This window comes from Paenibacillus sp. FSL L8-0340 (assembly GCF_038593145.1).
GTDB lineage: Bacteria > Bacillota > Bacilli > Paenibacillales > Paenibacillaceae > Paenibacillus_AQ.
Map to the genome: position 1 here is coordinate 6,167,556 of NZ_CP151967.1, position 18,642 is coordinate 6,186,197.

18 protein-coding genes are annotated in these 18,642 nt (G+C 52.5%); 5 read left to right on the forward strand and 13 right to left on the reverse strand.

Translation table 11 applies throughout. The features are described from left to right. The first annotated feature begins 545 nt into the window (after positions 1 to 545). The 3 genes from NST07_RS28270 to nagA are packed head-to-tail and all read left to right on the forward strand — an operon-like array spanning position 546 to position 3,342. Positions 546 to 1,418, forward strand: a complete 873-nt coding sequence (locus NST07_RS28270; RefSeq protein ID WP_341097773.1) for a MurR/RpiR family transcriptional regulator — start codon at positions 546 to 548, stop codon at positions 1,416 to 1,418. A 5-nt stretch (positions 1,419 to 1,423) separates the two neighbouring features. Continuing rightward, positions 1,424 to 2,152: a glucosamine-6-phosphate deaminase gene (gene nagB / locus NST07_RS28275; RefSeq protein ID WP_341095973.1), complete on the forward strand. Its 729-nt coding sequence runs from the start codon at positions 1,424 to 1,426 to the stop codon at positions 2,150 to 2,152. Beyond that, complete coding sequence (nagA, locus tag NST07_RS28280) at positions 2,140 to 3,342, forward strand: N-acetylglucosamine-6-phosphate deacetylase (RefSeq protein ID WP_341379698.1); 1,203 nt, start codon at positions 2,140 to 2,142, stop codon at positions 3,340 to 3,342. The genes nagB and nagA overlap by 13 nt, the downstream gene beginning before the upstream one ends. A 141-nt stretch (positions 3,343 to 3,483) precedes the next feature. Here the strand turns inward: nagA and NST07_RS28285 are convergent, their stop codons facing one another. Beyond that, the gene (locus NST07_RS28285) at positions 3,484 to 4,416 is read right to left on the reverse strand and encodes a YhcN/YlaJ family sporulation lipoprotein (protein ID WP_341095976.1); all 933 of its coding nucleotides are present in this window, start codon (positions 4,414 to 4,416) and stop codon (positions 3,484 to 3,486) included. A gap of 209 nt (positions 4,417 to 4,625) precedes the next feature. Between NST07_RS28285 and NST07_RS28290 the strand changes: the two genes are divergently transcribed. Further along, positions 4,626 to 5,696 carry a glycosyltransferase family 4 protein gene (locus NST07_RS28290; protein ID WP_341095977.1) on the forward strand — a complete coding sequence of 357 codons (1,071 nt, stop codon included), beginning with the start codon at positions 4,626 to 4,628 and terminating at the stop codon, positions 5,694 to 5,696. 76 nt (positions 5,697 to 5,772) lie between these two features. Here the strand turns inward: NST07_RS28290 and NST07_RS28295 are convergent, their stop codons facing one another. The 11 genes from NST07_RS28295 to NST07_RS28345 form a co-directional block, all read right to left on the reverse strand. Then, positions 5,773 to 6,810 carry a glycosyltransferase family 4 protein gene (locus tag NST07_RS28295; protein ID WP_341095979.1) on the reverse strand — a complete coding sequence of 346 codons (1,038 nt, stop codon included), beginning with the start codon at positions 6,808 to 6,810 and terminating at the stop codon, positions 5,773 to 5,775. Beyond that, a complete protein-coding gene (locus NST07_RS28300; protein ID WP_341095981.1) occupies positions 6,807 to 7,532 on the reverse strand; it encodes a glycosyltransferase in 726 nt (241 codons plus the stop codon). The genes NST07_RS28295 and NST07_RS28300 overlap by 4 nt, the downstream gene beginning before the upstream one ends. A 28-nt stretch (positions 7,533 to 7,560) precedes the next feature. Beyond that, on the reverse strand, positions 7,561 to 8,136 hold the full coding sequence (locus tag NST07_RS28305) for a class I SAM-dependent methyltransferase (protein WP_341095982.1): 576 nt from the start codon (positions 8,134 to 8,136) through the stop codon (positions 7,561 to 7,563). Positions 8,137 to 8,168: 32 nt separating this feature from the next. Then, positions 8,169 to 8,885 carry a glycosyltransferase gene (locus NST07_RS28310; RefSeq protein WP_341095983.1) on the reverse strand — a complete coding sequence of 239 codons (717 nt, stop codon included), beginning with the start codon at positions 8,883 to 8,885 and terminating at the stop codon, positions 8,169 to 8,171. Beyond that, positions 8,885 to 9,850, reverse strand: a complete 966-nt coding sequence (locus NST07_RS28315; RefSeq protein ID WP_341379702.1) for an NAD-dependent epimerase/dehydratase family protein — start codon at positions 9,848 to 9,850, stop codon at positions 8,885 to 8,887. The genes NST07_RS28310 and NST07_RS28315 overlap by 1 nt, the downstream gene beginning before the upstream one ends. Further along, complete coding sequence (locus tag NST07_RS28320) at positions 9,847 to 10,686, reverse strand: SDR family oxidoreductase (RefSeq protein WP_341095986.1); 840 nt, start codon at positions 10,684 to 10,686, stop codon at positions 9,847 to 9,849. Before NST07_RS28320 ends, NST07_RS28315 begins: the two co-directional genes overlap by 4 nt. Then, positions 10,683 to 11,669, reverse strand: coding sequence for a polysaccharide biosynthesis protein (locus NST07_RS28325; RefSeq protein ID WP_341095988.1), 987 nt, complete (start codon positions 11,667 to 11,669; stop codon positions 10,683 to 10,685). The genes NST07_RS28320 and NST07_RS28325 overlap by 4 nt, the downstream gene beginning before the upstream one ends. Continuing rightward, positions 11,659 to 12,753 carry a UDP-N-acetylglucosamine 2-epimerase (non-hydrolyzing) gene (gene wecB, locus NST07_RS28330; protein ID WP_341095989.1) on the reverse strand — a complete coding sequence of 365 codons (1,095 nt, stop codon included), beginning with the start codon at positions 12,751 to 12,753 and terminating at the stop codon, positions 11,659 to 11,661. The genes NST07_RS28325 and wecB overlap by 11 nt, the downstream gene beginning before the upstream one ends. A 42-nt stretch (positions 12,754 to 12,795) precedes the next feature. Beyond that, on the reverse strand, positions 12,796 to 14,388 hold the full coding sequence (locus NST07_RS28335; RefSeq protein ID WP_342480602.1) for a glycosyltransferase family 4 protein: 1,593 nt from the start codon (positions 14,386 to 14,388) through the stop codon (positions 12,796 to 12,798). A gap of 244 nt (positions 14,389 to 14,632) precedes the next feature. Beyond that, complete coding sequence (locus NST07_RS28340) at positions 14,633 to 15,742, reverse strand: glycosyltransferase (RefSeq protein ID WP_341097774.1); 1,110 nt, start codon at positions 15,740 to 15,742, stop codon at positions 14,633 to 14,635. Positions 15,743 to 15,806: 64 nt separating this feature from the next. After that, the gene (locus NST07_RS28345) at positions 15,807 to 16,898 is read right to left on the reverse strand and encodes a DUF3880 domain-containing protein (protein ID WP_341095993.1); all 1,092 of its coding nucleotides are present in this window, start codon (positions 16,896 to 16,898) and stop codon (positions 15,807 to 15,809) included. 221 nt (positions 16,899 to 17,119) lie between these two features. Here NST07_RS28345 and NST07_RS28350 point away from each other — a divergent pair, with 221 nt between their 5' ends. Next, entirely contained in the window at positions 17,120 to 17,884 is a 765-nt protein-coding gene (locus NST07_RS28350; RefSeq protein WP_341095994.1) for an AAA family ATPase, read from the forward strand. Between the two features lie 467 nt (positions 17,885 to 18,351). Here NST07_RS28350 and NST07_RS28355 read toward each other — a convergent pair whose 3' ends face one another. Beyond that, a complete protein-coding gene (locus NST07_RS28355) occupies positions 18,352 to 18,525 on the reverse strand; it encodes an aspartyl-phosphate phosphatase Spo0E family protein (protein ID WP_076110797.1) in 174 nt (57 codons plus the stop codon). Between the last annotated feature and the right edge of the window lie 117 nt (positions 18,526 to 18,642).

The window sequence follows — 18,642 nt, forward strand, 5'->3', positions numbered from 1 at the left end:
ACTGCTTATCAACTGAATTGCGTGAATTCTTACCGCTAATATCTACAAATATCCCAGTTAGTTATATTTGTGAGTTATTAGCGGGCGTATTTCCCATTAATTTCCTCATATACGTTATATCGTCTTTTTAGTTCCAACTTTTCCCGCTATATAGATTGAACTTAAGGCTTTAAAGTACAGGATCAGTCGCAACTACGGTGAATATTGAATTTGGAGCTGTAATACAGTTTACACCTCCAATCTGATCTTCTGATCCAAGACCCACACAGCATTTAGCATTTAGCAGCATTTAGCACTTGCAAATTTGAACCAGCCGGCTTCCCCTAGAAGAAGCTGACTGGTTTTTCTTAGTTTTTTCATAACTCCCTGCACTGCTCCAGCAGACTTAGGAGGCTAATTGTAGGAATCTCCCCCTTGCATAGCTTGGGGATTTGTTTTATTCTAAATATGAAAATAATTTTCTTATAAATGTATATATTAATAAAAATAATTTCAGTCACTAAAATGATTGCATTCATTCACATTAAGAAAAGAAGGTGGAGCTTATTTCTCCTATCCTGCATGTCCTGGAGCACGAGAAGGAAAAGCTATCCCAAATGGAACGCAAGCTGGCGGAACGCATTCTGGCCTCACCAGCGGAGATTGTCCATATGGGCATCACGGAGCTGGCAGAGCAATGCGGTGTTAGTCCCGCGACAATTACAAGGTTTTGTAAGGTGCTGCATTTCAAAGGCTTCCCCGATTTCAAGGTTAAGCTGGCTTCAGAAATTGCCCATAGCGATGCTTCGCCGCAGGAAGGCGGCTCCTCTTATCAGGATATTGTCGCGGGCAATCCGCTTTCGGTCATTGTCGAAGCGATGCAGGCCAATCACCTGACTTCGATCCGGGACACCACCTCACTACTCGATCTCGAGCGGCTGCAAGCAGCCATTGATGTTTTGTGCCGGGCTCGCCGGGTTGATCTCTACGGGATGGCCACCTCCTCTATCGTTGCACAGGATTTCTACCAGAAGCTGATCCGCATCGGCGTGAACTGCACCGCTTTTGCAGACTCACATATGCAGATCACCTCCGCTTCTTCGCTCTCTGCCGGCGATGTGGCGTTTGCGGTCTCTTATTCCGGGGAAACCCCGGAAACGATCGACGCCTTAAGCTGTGCCGGAGCCAGCGGTGCGGCCACGATCTCGCTGACTTCTTACGGCAGCAGCACGCTGGCCACACTGGCGGATATCCCGCTGTTCTCCTCCTCGCTGGAGCAGGGAATGCGGCGGGGGGATATGGCTTCGCGGATTGCGCAGCTGCATATCATTGATATCCTGTTCACCGGAATGGTCAGCACCCGGTTTGGCGATTTCATTCCCAAGCTGGAGCAATCTTATCTGAATGTCCAACATTACCGTCATAAACGGGGAGGTTAATTCAAATGAACATTTTAAAATTCCGCAATGAAGAAGATTTCGCCCAGACCGGCGCAAACCTGATTGCCAGCCTGCTGCAGAGCAACCCCAAAGCCGTACTGGGACTGGCTACCGGCAGTTCTCCGGTCGGCGTCTACGCCAAGCTGGTAGAGATGCACCGCAAGGGAAATGTCAGTTTCGCCAAAGCCTCTTCCTATAATCTGGATGAATATGTGGGCCTGCCTGTGGATCATCCCCAGAGCTACCGCAGCTTCATGAACGAGCATCTGTTCAATCATGTCGATATTGATCTTACCCGGACACATGTCCCTAACGGAAATGCGGCGGATCTTACTGCCGAATGTCTCGCTTATGACAAAATGCTCGAGGATAACGGGCCGGTGGACCTGCAGATTCTGGGCATCGGCAGCAACGGACATATCGGGTTCAATGAGCCGGATGCCAGTCTTAGCAGCGGCACGCATGTCGTGGACCTGCTGGAAGAAACACTGGAAGCCAATGCCCGCTTCTTCGACCGGCTGGAGGATGTGCCCCGCCAGGCGGTAACGATGGGAATCGGCGGCATTCTCAAAGCTAGACAAATCGTGCTGCTGGTGCGCGGAGAAGAGAAGGCAGAAGCAGTCAAAAACGCGCTGGAAGGTCCGATCACGACACAGTGTCCCGCCTCCCTGCTGCAGAGCCATCCTAATGTGGTCGTTCTGCTGGACGAAGGAGCTGCGAAATGGCTGAAATAAATAGAACACCAGGCGAGCTGCTCTACGGAAAAGTGCTGACTCCCTCCGGCCTGATTGAAGAAGGCGTGATCGCAGTATCGGAAGAGGTTATCCAATATGTAGGAGAAGCCGCCTGGCTGCCGGAAGCTTACGCCCACTGGCCCGCAGGCACCCAAGACAAGAACGGGCTGCTGATTCCCGGATTCGTTGATGTGCATGTGCACGGCGGTGCCGGTTACGATTTCATGTACTCGGATCACGCATCGCTGGATATCATCACCCGGTTTCATGCTTCACATGGAACAACCGCCATGCTGGCCACCACGATGACCGCAGCCAAGGAAGACATCGACCGTGTATTGTCCGAAGTGGCTGACTATCGCAAAGGCGGCATGCCATTCGCCCAATTGGCCGGAGTGCATCTGGAAGGGCCGTTCATCAGCCCAAAATGGTCCGGGGCCCAAAATCCTGAGCATATTGTCCCGGCAAATATCACATGGCTTGAAGCGTGGGAGAAGCAATACCCGGGAATGATCCGCCAGGTTACCCTGGCGCCGGAATGTGAAGGCGCACTGGAAGCGATTCTCTGGTTGCGCAAGCATGGCATCACAGCAGCTCTAGGGCATACCAATGCTACCTTCGAAGAGATTATTGCGGCTGCAGACGCCGGCTTAAACCAGGCGGTGCATACGTTCAATGCCATGACTCCGCTGCATCACCGCAAACCGGGCACAGCAGGTGCCGTAATGTTTGACGAGCGGATACGTGCCGAGATTATTGCCGACGGCATCCATGTGCATGCTGCGGCGATTAATGTGCTTTCCCGGCTCAAAATCCGGAATAATCTGATGCTCATCACGGATGCCATGTCAGCAACCGGACTCAGCGACGGTGAATATACAATCGGTGACCTGCCGGTAATTGTAAGGGAGGGCATTGCCACACTGAAGGATAACCCTGATGCACTCGCCGGAAGCACGCTAACCATGATTCGCGGTTTCCGCTATCTGGTACAGGAAGTGGGACTCAGTCTTCAAGCAGCCTCCAATGCCGCAAGTCTTACTCCAGCCATATCACTCGGGATGCAGCGTTTCATAGGTTCGCTTGAAGCAGGAAAACGCGCGGATATCCTGCTGCTGGATGATGAGCTTCAACTGAACGGTGTATGGATCGGCGGACACACAATCTCCACCGATTCACCGATTATCTGAGCAGAAGTACTGCCAGGCATATAAACTGAAATGCAGCCATCCAGACCGGAAGCCGGTAGGATGGCTGCATTTATTGTAACGGCCCGCTGATGGAATAATCCCGTTATTTCTCAGGCATACTAGCTCAGTCTGAGGGCAGGATTAATATCCGCTGCGTGTTGGGAAGATGCGCTCGACCATCGTCCGGAATTCATTGGCAAATCCTTTGAGCGGATGGCCCGCACGTACCTCTTGGGCATAAAAGTCAGCCCGTTCCACAAAGTCCGGATTGGCCGACACGTAAACGTTGTCTATGCCCGAGTTATATTTCTTAACCTCAGCAGCAATCTTGTCCTTCATCTCCTCGGTAACATCTTCGTTGTCAGTCATTTTATTGCTGTTATTTGGAGCAACGCTGCGGATCCCGATTCCTGTCCCCATGCTATTGTCGATATCGCGCTTCATCCGGGTTCCATCGACCCAATTGCTGTCGGACAGGATGCCGTTATTGCCATTGCCGGGGTAGGCTTTGGGATTGGCCGTACCTACCCCTCCGACAGTACCCGTACCGGTCAGGCTCTTCGGTACACCAGCCATCGAACCTCCTGTACCGGTCATGCCCGGATTACCTGTTACTGTCCCTCTTCCCTGATTGCCCATAATCGGTCCAGTTGCCCTGCCTTCTCCAGGATTCACTGTCATTTCCGGACCGGTCAGCATGCCGGAAGTGTTGTTGCCGAGCCCGCCGCCATAGCTGTAAGGACGTATTTTATCAGTATTTCTCACATTCATACCGCCATCAGCCCGGTCCAAGGCTACGGCGACATAGGCGCTTTTCCCGGCAATCATTACATTTGCCGAGCGTACCTCCGGCATCGCTGCAATGCGGTCAGCGAGCTCCTGGCTCATCTCCATTTTGTCGAAGGCATTGCCCCGAACGGAATTGGTATTAATGCGGCCATCGTTCATTTTCCGTACACTTTTTGTCTGAACGTTATTGCCATCTGTAGTGTTATTGTCACCGCAACCTGTAATGCTGACCATGCCCAGAAGCAGCGCGGCAGAGACTGACATGCTGATCTTTGATCGCAACATGAACTCATCCTCCATCTCTTTAAATTATGATGTATGCACCGTAACAATCGTTAGCATGGCCTCCACCGGTACAAGCTATCCTGAAAGGATTTGGTACTCTCTCCCCTACACCGTCACATGCGGGGAAACATTCGCGTATCTTATAAACAGTAGGCCGTATTCACAAGCGAGCCGTGATTCTCCGCAAAGTAAAGTCAGGAGGGGTGAGCATGAAGGTTTTATTTACGTTTTATGTACCCAGCGGCGGGGTGGAGACACTGAACAAGCTAAGGTGCGAAAGCCTGCAGCGCAGCGGTATTGAATGCCATGTTTTATACCTCATGCCGGGGTCTGCAAGCCAGAATATCACAAACTTTCCCGTGTTTATCACTTCCCGGGATGAAGAGATCAAGGAATTACTCGATACTCAGCACTATGACGCCATTATTGTTACATCGGATTATTTGTTAATGGAACGTCTGCGTCGTCTAGGCTATGGAGGCATTCTAATATACGAAGCCCAGGGGCTCGGTAAACGGGCTGATGCGGAGATTTTGATTATAGAGGCCGTACCTTTTCTGAGATCCTACTGCAATGCTGTACTTATACCTCCTACCGATCATTTGCTGGAGCTGTTTATTTCTATCTGTCCCTGGCTCCACCGGTATGTAATCCCCAATATCGTGGATGTCCAGTCCTTCCGGATGATCCCCGGTGAACCTCCCTGCGATCCGGTAATTGCCTGGGTAGGCCGGCTTGAAAACAACAAGAATTGGAGCGAATACTTGAAGATCGCCCATCAGATCCGCCTGCACAAACCCGCTCTGCATCTGTGGATGTTCCATGATCCGGAGCTTGCCTCCGGGGAGCAAAAGCAGCTGTTCCATGAGGAACTGCACGCTTTAGGACTGAATGACCGGCTGAATGTATTTACCAACATTCCCAACCATATTATGCCCGTTTATTATTCCTCCATTGCCGGTTCCGGCGGCTTTCTGCTATCCACCTCCATTACAGAGGGCTTCGGGTATGCAGTTGCCGAAGCCATCTGCTGTACTTGTCCTGTACTTAGCACCGATTCGGACGGTGTCCGTTCTTTTATTGTTCATAATCACTCCGGCAAATTTTATCCGCTTGGCAATGTGGAGCAGGCTGTCAGTGAAGGCCTGGAGCTGATGGATAATCCTGCACTCCGCAGCCACATCCGCGATCAGGGAAGGCTCCATATGATTTCACGCTTCGGCTCCGAGAGTTATGCCCATTCCTTTCGTGAGATGCTCAACTCCTTTTCCATCTTTTAGCGGCCGACACCAAAAGAACCTTCAAACCACCGGAAGACCGTGGAAATGAAGGTTCTTTGTGTGTCTTGAACAATACTCAACCCAGCCTCGATACGATCTCAAACAGCTCAGTCTGAAAGATTTGCGTGCTTCTCTCCCAGGTGAAACGCTGTGAATCATTCTCTCCTCTTTGGGCAAGGCGCTCGCGCAGTTCTTTGTCCCTGATTAAAGTGATAATATCATCGGCCAGACGGTTTTCATGCCGGTAGGACATCAGACAGTTGTGGCCGTGGACACCGTATTCGAGGTTACCCCCGGAATAAACCGTAACTAATGCAGCGCCGCAGCGCATCGCTTCCAGACCCGGCAGCGAACCGGTATCATACGTGCTGGAGCTGACAAAAATGTTGCTCTCATTATAATGGTAGCACAGCTCCGTATCGTTTGAAGGCGTGCGTACATGATAACGGTCATCGGCCAGCAGAGTCTGAAGTGCAGCAGATTCGGCGTATTCTCCCGGAGGTGTTATCAGATACAATTCAACCTCCGGATGATGCGCCTTGACCAGATTGAGCTGCTGCAGCAGATAGTCCTGTTCCCGGTGGCCGGAGAATCCCCCTTCCATCTTGCGCATAATTGCAGAGACTACCAGTTTGCCTTGCGTGTCCCGCCTGTGTGTATTATAAAAGTCAGGATTCACCCCGATCGGTACAATCCTGCCCTTAATCCCATGATTTATCCGGACAATCTCCTGCTGCCACCGGGACAGTACAAACAAATTGCGGGCAATATTATAGGAAGAGAAGGACTGATTATTATCCGGCAGAAACGTCGGCTCATAACATAACGCCAGTCGAATATGCAATCCCTTGCCCTGTTCACTGGCCCGCTGCGCCACAGGAACGATAGTGTAGTAATTCGAAATTATGACATCGCTATAAGGAAAATCGTCCTCAGACAGCTGGCTGTAGCTGGAGTAGAGGACCTTGCACTTCATATCATATTCGACAATGCCGTGATTGGGCATAAGAATGATCACTTCATGGCCGATGATTGCCAGACGGTTGGTAAGTTCTGCGAGCATACGCTGGGCCCCGCCCCTGGACAATGTCAGAATCGGGAATGTCAGTCTCATTTCCCTCTCTCCTTTCTCAGCAGCTGCGAGAGAGATCTATGATGCTTCGCCTGCACCATTTTAATCTCCTTGTTCTGCGCTTCACTGTGAATCACAGAGCCCATCTCCTTGTGTATACGATAATCAAGCAGCGGCTCCTCGATGTAAGACCAGCGGTAATGCGGCAATATACGCAGCCACAGGTCATAATCCTGTGTGTATAAAAAGCGTTCATTAAAAATGCCAACGGTGCGGAAGATATCCATATCGAGCAGAACAGAGCTGCCGTTAACCGGACAACCCGTCATCATGGTCGCGATAAGCTGGCTTCTATCGGGAAAGGGGACCTTTACGACCCCGGAAACACGGTCCCCTTGTTCATTAATATAATAATAGGCAGTATGGTTAAATAAGGTTCCTGTGCTGTGCAAAGCTTCCAGCTGCCGGCGGATTTTATCGGGATGAAACAGATCGTCAGCGCTTAACCAAGCAAAATAAGACCCGCTGGACGCCTTGATACCCAGGTTGAGCGCAGATGCGGTGCCACCGTTTGATTTGTGAAAGTACATAATTCTGTCTCTGTAAGGAGCCAGCTTCTCCGTGTGGAACAACGATCCGTCATCCACTACAATAATTTCGATATCCGGGTAGCTCTGGGCCAGCACGCTTTCCACCGCTAGATCTACGTAGGGGCAATTGTAGAAAGGGATGACCACCGAAACCTTGGACTTATGCTGATTCATGCGCTCACCTCCTTCCCGTGGGTATTGTTTATACTGTCTTGCAGGCAAGCAAGGCATCCAGCGGCTCATGATCCTCTCCGAATGCTTCCCGGAAAGCCGGATTCTCTGCATGGTGATAGCCTTTAAGCACGGTTACCGAGTAACCCAGCCCCAGGAAATCCTCCGGTTCCCAGCCGCTCCTGTGTTTCTGATAATACTCTCCCTGCAGGTGAAAATGATCCGTCCCTTCCTGCGGAAAAAATCCGCGCGGAGTGAATACCACCACACGATTGGAGGCGATAATCTCCGCTTTTTTGAGAAGTCCCATCCCTTCCTTCATGGAGAAATGTTCCAGCGAATCAATTAATGTCACCGCTGAGAACGTGCCCGGCAGAAAGAGCTTATCAATATGGCTTGCATCGGCATGCACCGGGATAATATGCGGCGAGGTGTATTTGCGGTGCAGCAGATAAGGCCTGTGAATATCCAGACCGACCACCAGAGCAGCTTCAAAGCGTTCAAGCAGAGTACCGGTGCCGCTGCCGATATCCAGAATACTCTCCGAGAACTTAAGATACTCCAGCAAGACCGGCAGGAAATCTTTCACTGCAATTTCCCGGTACATAGGCTTCCCCTCCTATAATAAATTGCATAAGCCTAACCGCCCATAGAAGTGATCAACCCGCGGAGCAGTCCATGATAACGGGCATTGGTCGCGGCGGCTTCAGCCATGATCACATCATAATGCTTAAGGGTTCCCATGCCGCTGTGGCGGCGGTACGCCGTTAAAGACTGGTTCAGCATAATCGGAGGATATCCGTTCAGAATCGCCCGGAACCACAGATCATAATCATGCGTGTAGGGCAGTGCTTCATCAAACAGACCGATAGCGCCGAACAGCTCCCGCTTGAACATTACCGTACAGCCGTTAATCGGATTCCCCTGAAGAAAGCAGCGTAAATAGTCCAGGTGATTCGAGAATACCGCCGCCGCGTTCATTTCGGTCAGTTGCGATTCTCCGTTGATAAAATTAAAGTTCGTGTAAGTGATAAGCAAACGGTTCTGTTCCATGAACAGAACCTGATTGTTGATCTTGTCACGGTAGAACATATCGTCAGAGCTAAGCCATACGACATAGTCTCCTGTAGAATGTTTGATGCCGTGGTTCAGCGCGGAAGCGGTACCCCCATTGCTTTTACCGAGATAATGAATCTTAGGCAGATAGGGCATAATCCGGTCCATATGAGCTGTGGAACCGTCATCGACGACGATGATCTCATAAGGCTTCCAGGATTGGGACAAGGCGCTTTGCAGCGCCTGTTCAATATAAGGACAATTATAAAAAGGAATTATCACCGATACTTTTGGAGTCATTACATCCTTCCTTCCCTACTGGCACGATAAAAGTCCACAATATCTGCAAGCGACTGCTCAAGCGGGATTGCTGCACTCCAGCCGAGTGCAGTTACATTATCTTCAGATGTTTCAGGTTGCGTGACCGAACCGGGCAACACTCCAGAGTCTGCTTCCGCAGGAACCCCAGCTTCCGGACCCCAGTCCATTCCAACCGGTACCGCGGCATGAGCCAGCAGCTTCTCCGCGATCTCACCCAGCGTGCGCTGCTTCCCGGAATCAATCCGGTAGACCTTTCCTGTCTCCCCCTTGCGCAGGATATAGTCATAGGCCCTTACGGCGTCGCGAACATCGAGAAAATCCCGTAATTCAATCCGTGAAGAAAGCCTGAAAGGCGGAATCCCTTCGTCCGTACCCGAGAGAGCTTCACTCCGCACAATATGCCGGGCAAGCAGGGAGCAGAAGCCGGTGGAAGGGCCGGGGCCGATCAGGTTGCAAGGCTCCGCCAGCAGCACGGGCTGCTTGAACAGAGTTCCCCAGGCGAGTGATACCAGTTCCTCCAGTGTTTTGCTGAGGCTGTAGGGATGCGGCGGACCCACGTCGGTTCCGGGGCTGTACTTGAGCCGGGAGCCGGCCACCAGAATACGGCTGGCCGGCTGGGCACGCAGTGCCTCAAGCAGATACAGGGTTGCCATAACATTCGTTTCCATATAAAGCAGGGGATCGCGCCACGACTCCGGTACCGAATTTCTGCCTGCCAGATGCAGCACTTCGTCCGGCCGGACCTGCCCGATCATGGTATGGACCGCCTTGCGGTCGCTTAAATCACAAACATATTGCTGAACCCCCTCCGGAAAAACAGCGGACTCCGCTGCCGGATGGCGCACTACAGCGGTCACTTCCGCTCCGCCAGCCCTGAAATAGGCAACAGCATGCCGGCCGGTAAAACCGGCGGCTCCGGTAATCAGCAGCTTCCGCCCCTTCATGTGGTCATCTCTGAGGGCTGCATCCAATCAGCCAGCTCTGCCAGCATTTCCGGATAGGAAGGCAACTGGATCTGGACATCAGCTCTTGTGTTTACCAGTGTACGGTCCTGAATATGCACATCTTCGGGAATGATCTCAACATCTTCCTTATGAAATGCGTACTGCAGATGCCGGAGCAGTTCATATTTACTGACCGGTTGGGGATGGGCCAGATGAATCAGGCCGGATACCTCTGATTCCAGCAAGCCATCCACCGCCTTGGCCAGCTCGAGTGTCGTCACGCCATTCCACATGACCCGTTCATAGCCGGAGACCGGCCCTTTCCGGGATAGAAACCATTCCATCAGGCCGATGCCGCCGGAGCGGATTTCCGGTCCGATAATGGAGGTGCGGATCGTTAAATGACCGGGCGCACGGATCTCTCCGAGACTCTTGGTAATCGCATATACAGAAGTGCCGTCAGGCGTATCGTCCTCTGTGTAACGGCCGCGTGTTCCTTCGAACACGCAGTCGGTACTGATGTGGATCAGCCGGGCATGAACAGCATCCGCCGCCCGGCGCAGCCGGTGGGGAAGAAATCCGTTCACATGGTAGGCCCCGATCCGGTCACGCTCAGCAAATTGATTCAGTACTCCCAGCGCATTGATAATGCAGTGTGGAGAGACGATTTCGACCAGTTTCTCCACTCCGGCGATATCGTCGGCATCTACATACAGCCCGCCAAGATCGCTCTTATCCCGGGTTGTATGGAAGACGTGATGTTTGCCCTGGCGGCGAAAATACGCCGCCAGCATATGACCCGCCATACCGTTTCCGCCGAGGATAAGCAGCTTCATTGGAGGAACCCTCCCCGGATCAGGATATTCTTGATCTCCTCCTGGTCCATCAGGTTGTTCTCCGAGCTAAAGCTGTTGAAGGAAACATGCGGATATCTGCTGTAGTGGATTTTCAGCTCCGGCATATCCAGCGTAGGGAGAATAACAAGATACTGCTCATCGTAAACGACAGTGGTCAAGCTCTCGAAATCACTCATCAGGATTTCATGGATTTTCTCACCGGGACGGATACCTGTTTCAACAATACTTACATCACGTCTTCCGGAGTCTTCGATCAACACCTCGGCCAGATCGACAATCCGGCAGGTCGGCATCGTCATGACGAAGATTTCACCGCCGATGCTAACCTCAGACGCTTTGAACAGCAGGGTGATGGCATCGCGCAGGGTGAAGAAAAAGCGGGTCATTTTCATATCTGTAATGCGCACCTGGCCCTTATCCTTAATCTGCTTCATGAACAGATGGACCACGCTGCCGTTCGTTCCCAGCACATTGCCGCCGCGTACGGTCACAAACCGTGTGCCTGAGCCGAGCAGGTTCGCGTACACAAACAGCTTTTCGCCGATCGCTTTAGTCATGCCGTAGAAGTTGGACGGATTGGCCGCTTTATCGGTGGAGATGTAAATCGCTTTTTCTACATTATTGGCAATAGCTGCTTCAATGACATTCTGGGTGCCGACGACATTCGTCTTGAGCGCTTCATACGGCTGATCTTCGCACACCGGAACATGCTTCAACGCCGCAAGATGGAACACATAATCCACGCCGCGGCATGCGGCCACCAGAGCATCCTTGTCGCGGATATCGCCGATGATGAAGGTGAGGCGGCTATCCTCATATTCGCGGCTCATCGACACCTGGGCTGACTCGCTGCGGGAGAAAATTACGATTTCCTTAGGATTCTGCGGCAGAAGCTGCCGGATGAGTTCATGCCCCCAGGAACCGGTTCCGCCTGTGACCATAATCCGTTTATTATTGAACATGCAGGTTCCCTCCAAGCAAAAATTTAACTACCTTTGCCGAGACATCCGGTGTCATGTAGCCTTCCGGTGCCTCCCATTCCGGACTCAGCGACGTCATCAACCGGGTACAGCGCAGAATGCTGTTCTGCTCTACTCCCGACACTACATTACTGCCGCAATCTACCGTCTCCGGACGTTCTGTCGTCCTGCGGATCGTTACGGTCGGCACTCCCATCAGGCAGCACTCCTCCTGGACGGTTCCGCTGTCGGTAATTGCACAGAGGGCATAACGTTCCAAATGGACAAAATCGAAAAATCCGAAAGGATCATGGAATTCCACAAGCGGGTTCATCTTTAGCGGGAATTGCTCCGTCAGCTTGGAGCGTGTGCGGGGATGGATACTGCAGATCAGGCGGATTCCAAAATGTTCAGCCACAAGGCACAGGCCGGACATAATTTGCAGCAGTGATTCGGGATCATCGACATTCTCGGCGCGATGGGCAGTGACCAGAAAGTAATGGCCTGCCGTAAGATCCAGCCGGGCCAGAATATCGCTGGCTCTAATTTGCTCTTCATAATGTGTAATGACCTCGTGGATCGGATTGCCGGTTAATACGATACGCTGGCTGGGGAAACCTTCACTCAGCAGATGCCGTTTGCTCTGCTGCGTATAAGGCATATTAATGGTCGAAACGGCATCTATGACACGGCGGTTTTTCTCCTCCGGCACTTTCAAATCGTAACAGCGGTTCCCCGCCTCCATATGCACGACCGGGATACCCATGCGCTCCGCAAGAATTGCACACAGCGCACTGTTGGTATCTCCGAGCAGCAGCACCCGGTCCGGCTGTTCTTTGAGCAGAATGCTTTCCAGGCTTCCGAACATGGCGGCAAGCTGCCCGCCAAGTGCGGCTTGCTTATCCTGCAGCACATAATCCGGTGCCCGCAGCCCCAGCTCTTCAAAGAATATTCCGCTGAGACTGGCGGTGAAGTTCTGTCCCGTATGCACCAGCACATGCCGCTCCGCATGCTCATCGAGCAGCGGAATAATGACGCTGAGGCGGATGATTTCGGGCCGTGTGCCCAAAATCGTCATGATCTTCATGGGTTCACTCCCCTACCTTGTTTGGGTATAACTTGCTGTATTTCACTGCGGGGAGGTGCACCCGCAGTGTTCACGCCGCTTTGCGGCGGCTCTTCCTACGCCGGCGTGCGCGGCTGCCTGTGCGGCGGGATTTGCCGCCGCTGCCCTTCCGGCGTGCCGGCCGCGCCGTGCGCCGCTTGCGGCCCGGGCGCCCGCTGCGGCCGCCCGGGCTTTGGCGCGGCGCAGCTTGCCGCGCCGGAGCCTTGCTCTGCGCAGCCGTGTTGCGCGGCGCGAGTGGCCCTTGCCCGGCGGCGGCTGCTCCGGCGGCGGTGGCGGTGGTGGCGGTGGTTCCCCCGCCGCCACGGGTTCGCTGTTGCCCGGCGCTTCGCTTACGGGCAGTTGCACAGGCGCACCGCCGGAGAGCGGCTCGGCGGGCTCACTGCAGATTGGCAGCTCTACCACCGCTGCCGTGCAGTAACGGAGCTGCCAGCGCTCCGCCAGCCCCAGCAACCGTGCCCTGTAGGCCGCCGGGCCATATACGGCATCAACGCGCTCCCGCGACTGGCTGCCGATGGCTGCCGCCAGTCCCGGCTCCGCCAACAGCACCTTTACCCGGTCAGCCAACGCCTCGATATCCTCCACCGGAGCGAGTTGGTTGCCGCAGCCGGCCATGTGCAGAATCTCCTGCAGCCCGCCGGAATCATAGGCGACCACCGGTTTGCCGAAGGCCATTCCCTCCAGGGCGGTCATGCCGAAACCCTCACGGATCAGGCTGGGAACAACCAGCAGATCCATTGCGCAATAGGCCGAAGGCAGACATTCTTCATATCCCGCGAACTTGAACCGCGAGGTCAGTCCCTCCAGCTTCACCTTGCGCACACAGCGGTCATAGTAGTTTTTGTCTCCGGGAGTACCAATGACGAGATACTTCGCCTTCGGATACTGCTCACTGACAAGGACGGCCATTTTGACGAAATGCTCCAGCCCTTTCTCCTTGTTGATGAAGGAGGAAATATATCCGATCAGCGATTCATCCGGAGATACCTTGAGCTCACTCCGCCGTTCCCCCCGGAGCTTACTCCAGGCTTCCATCATCAAATCTTTATCATTCCAGGACGGCGGGAGCTGAGTTACCTTACCTTCGCGGATATCCGCCGGGAAACAGGCCGCAGCCGTATGCGAAATTGCCAGAATTTCATCGCTGTTCCTGTGGATCAGGTCTACACTGATCGGGGTGAACTCATTGTCCGTAATCGTCTCGGAAATCTTCCAGACCACCGGGATGCCAAGTGACTTCGCCGCCATTGCCGGCAAAGCATGCACACAAGTGCTGGAGATAATAAATGCCGGACGCAGACCAGCCAGCCAGTCTGTCATTTCTAGATATTCCCGGCTTTCCTGGAATTTGCGGATATCCGCTTCCAGTCCGGCATAAGGAGTGTACATTCCGTAGACGAGAGGAATCGACAGCAGCTCTACATTCAGGCCGAAGCTGCGGGCCTGGCGCGTCAGCTTGCCGTCCTGGGGCGCTACGAGAATACAGTTAAAGTATGGAGACAGCTCCCGGCCGAAGAACAGCAGCAGCTTCTCCGCACCCGTAATACTGCGCGTATTGGAAACATGGGAAAAGAGGACGATTGTAGCTTTGTCGGCCATGGTGTTTCGGCGCTCCTTGGCAAGAGGCCTCGAGCGACCATTCACCTCCCTAAAAGTTTTACGAAGCATTAGCTACGGGACAGTTCTTCATGTAAAACTTGCTTCGAAAGCACTGACTCACTTGGAGAAGCGCACTTTGCAGGCAAACGCCAAGGTCAGGTTACTTCACCAGTATATTGAGGGGGCACAGATGCCGGCACGACACCTGTCCCCTGATATACGCACATTTCCTGGCAATTTGTCCTCATACCGGTTGGGCATAGATTACGTTCAACAGCTGATTCAGGCGTTTCGTGTAGGTGTGATCCTTCAGGGTCCGTTCAAAAGCGCGCAAGGCCATTTCCCGGCGCTCTTCTTCATGGGTCAGGTAATAGTGGACTTTTTCCATCAATTCCAGCGGGCTGGAGAAGGTGTCGATTTCTTCTCCGATCTTATAGAAGGAGCCCATATCATCTCTGGCATCACTCAGCTGCAGTGTGCCGCTGGCCGCGATCTCGAAGGTGCGCGGGTTAGGTGAAGCCGCGGGAATAACCAGCGCATTGTTGTTGGCATCCTCGTCCACATGGGAACGGTGAAGGTTAATGACAATTTTGGAGCCGCTGTACGTGGTGGCTGTCTCCTGCGGCGACATCCACTTCCCGACTTCAATTCGCTCTCCATAGAGCGGAGCCTCGGGCAGACGATCCCACCAGATGCCGTTGATCACAGTGTTGTAGCTCATCAGCTCCGGCATAATATTGCGGAAGAACTCAATCCGGTTCCAGTAAGCGGAGCCGATGAAGCTGATATCCCGGCATACCGGAGAACGCCCTGTCGTTGGACGATAGTGCTCCCTGTGGGCGGCAAAGGGCAGGTAATGTACTTCTGTGCAGCCGAGGCCACGGTAGATTTCCACGCAATTGCGCTCCAGGGTGAACACGTAGTCGTAATGCGTCACAATTTTCATAGTGAAATCGGTGTAATACGGATCATCGGTCAGCCAGATCGCCGTCTTGATGCCTCTGCTCCGCAGGACGGAGAGCTGCTCCAGCGGCAAATCAAGGCCGTCCAGTACCAGCATCAGATCGGGGCATTGCGCCGTGGCGAGCTCAATGAGATCCTGGCGCACATCGGTAACCGTGACCTGTACAGTTAATTTCTGTAAGGCATAAAGTACCGCATCGTCCAGCGGCGAATACGGATAGCCTTTACCCGAGGCTACGTACATGACATGAATATTGCGAACCGGAAGCGGCGCTTCCGGACGGCCGTCCAGAATGGCGAGCCTTCCCCGTAAGTAGCCCTCGTCATATCCTACCTTGAAGCCGGTCAGCCGTCCGCGCAGTTTTTCTTCTTCCGCAGGGCTACGCGGCATAGGCGGTGCGGGCATAATAAATTCAGTCTTCATGAGTATTCGCTCCTTCATCCCATTTTGGAATTCACACTTGTGCAGTAAGAACATTCAATAATTGAGGCAAACGCGCCATAAACGTATGGTTGCGCAAGGTCGTCTGCAGCCCCCGCAATGCAATCAGGCGGCGCTCCTTCTCATGAACCAAATAGTATTCGATTTTTCGCTGCAGCTCTTCAGCAGAGCCAAAGGTCTCCATGTCAAACCCCGGCCGGTAGAAGCGGTCCAGATCTTCACGGATATCGGTCAGCTGCATTGTTCCGCAAGCACTGATTTCATAGGTCCTAGGATTGATGGAACGGGACGGTAATTGAAAGGAATTCCGGTTATCCTGTCCCCCCTCCCATGGACGGTGAATGTTGATGACCAGCTTTGACCCGCTGTAGTAATTCGCAGTCTCCTCAGGCGGAATAAATCCGTCCTTAATAAAAGGCGAGAGCTCCTCAAACTGGGTCAGACGCTCCCAGAACCCGCCGGCGATCAGCACCTTTTTGTCCTTCAGAAAAGGCGCCAGCCCATCAAACAGCTCCGTCCGGTTGCGGAAGGCATTGCCGATAAACACCACATCATATTGATATTGCGGATCGGTGCGGCGCGGATAGAACATTTGCGGATTCACACAGAGCGGAAGATAATGGACAGAAGCCACCCCAAGTGAACGGTAGAATTCCACACAGCCCAGCTCATGCGTAAATACATGGTCGTAATGCTGGCTGATAACAGAAGTATCTTTGGTAAAATAAGGATCATCTACAAACCAGATTGCCGTAGAAATACCCAATTTTTTGATTTCGGTAATTTGCTCCAAATGGTTCTCGGGAAACACATGCAGCCCGTTCATGACAAGTACCGCTCCCGGCATTTCACGTGCCGCAACCTCCAGCATGGTTTCCGGAGCGCTTAAGACCAATTCACTGACCAGCTGTCCAAGCGCCTCCGTTACACCTGCGTCTATGGCTTGAAATCCCTGGGGAACGTACATCAGCTTAAGCGGGCGGCACTCCTGCCCTGCCTCCGGAGAATTCAGGCGTTTCACGGCTTCACACAAGCCAAGACGGTATCCCTCCTGATATCCATCCCTATATTCCTGCGGACGCTCTGTTCTCTTTTTAACTTTCACGGCTTTCACCCTGCCCCGTCATATTCTCAAGACAATATAACTATATGCGGAGTCAGCGTACGCCTCATGGACACCTGTCTGTATTACGGTGAAATTGGCTCATGCCCCCTGTCATCCACCCGGATTGCCCGAACCTTTGCAGATTTTATCCACTCAGGCTACACTGAAGACAAGTCAATTGAGCGTGTATGATATCATTCGTAAGTAGGGAGAGTGGGAGAATGAATGCTATGAATAATGCCATGCTCTACGTCCGCCATGCGGAGCTGCTTCGCGATAAGGTCCCTTCCTTCCAGACTTATCCGTTTCATCTGCCGGCAGTGCGCGACCTCCATCGTCTGGAGTTTCAGAAGCAGGTTACTTTTCTGGTAGGAGAGAACGGAACGGGAAAATCAACCTTGCTGGAGGGGATTGCGGCGGCATGGGGCTTTAATCCGGAAGGCGGGACACTCAACTTCTCATTTAACACCCGTTCCTCACATTCACATCTGTATGAATTCTTTCGTATTGCCAAAGGGGTACGACGCCCAAAGGACGGCTTCTTCCTGCGTGCGGAGAGTTATTACAATGTGGCGACTTATATTGACGAATTGGATGAAGAGCCTAAGGCGGGCAACTTCATCAAGGATTCTTACGGGGGCAAGTCATTGCATGAGCAGTCGCATGGCGAATCCTTTTTTTCCACCTTTGTTCACCGTTTTGGCGGCCAAGGCCTCTACATGCTCGACGAGCCGGAGGCTGCCCTGTCCCCGCTGCGGCAGATGTCGCTGCTGGTGCGGATGCACGAGCTGGTGCAGCAGCATTCGCAGTTCATTATCGCCACACATTCACCTATCCTGATGTCCTACCCGGGCGCAGATATCTATCTCCTGGGGGAGGAAGGCATCCGGCAGGCCGCATTGGAGGATACGGAACATTACACTGTAACCAAGGCGTTCCTGAACGACCGCCAGGGCATGCTGCGCGAGCTGCTGAGTGACGGCTAACTGGCGTTATCCGGCTTATCACGTGCCAAGAGTATTCCCAAGCAGACTACGCGAAACAAAATCACACAATGGTAATACGCTTGCTATTTAAAGCTTTGACCTATCGTGACACATATTGTTGTACGTGCCCTCTCATTTTGCCATCTCCCCCTCATATGGGAAATCAAATGCACTTCTACCTCTCATTTCCCAATCTCCCCCTCATATGGCGAAATCAAATGCACTTCTGCCTCTCATTTCCCCATCTCCCCCTCATATGGCGAAATCAAATGCACTTCTGCCTCTCATAATTTCCTGTACATCAAGTGGAAACGGCTTTGCCGTCCTTTTTAAGGACGGTACCGTTTCAGCGAGAAATAGAAGGATAAGTTATCGTGTGAAACATATAAATTCTTATATTTAAAAAAAGACACCCTAACGGCTGCCGTTAAAGTGTCTTCATCTATAAAATTACTTCCTATTATACTCTAGTAGAGCTGATCGTCCTTGTCCGTGAGGCAATCGGTATACTCGTTCAGAAGAGCATCCAGCTTAACAGATTGGCGAAGCACTCTTAAATCATTCATTCCATACTCAATGGCCATTCTATTCAATTCCTGTCTTGCCTGTTCAATTCTATCCTTGTGTTCATCATTTCCCATAGCGGCCCCCTTATTGGATGAGGCTGTTTCAAGCCGATTTCTTGTTATTTACTAAAGTTCCAAACACATTGTATTCCATAATCAGTTAAGGGTCAATTCCTCTGCAGAATGCCAAGT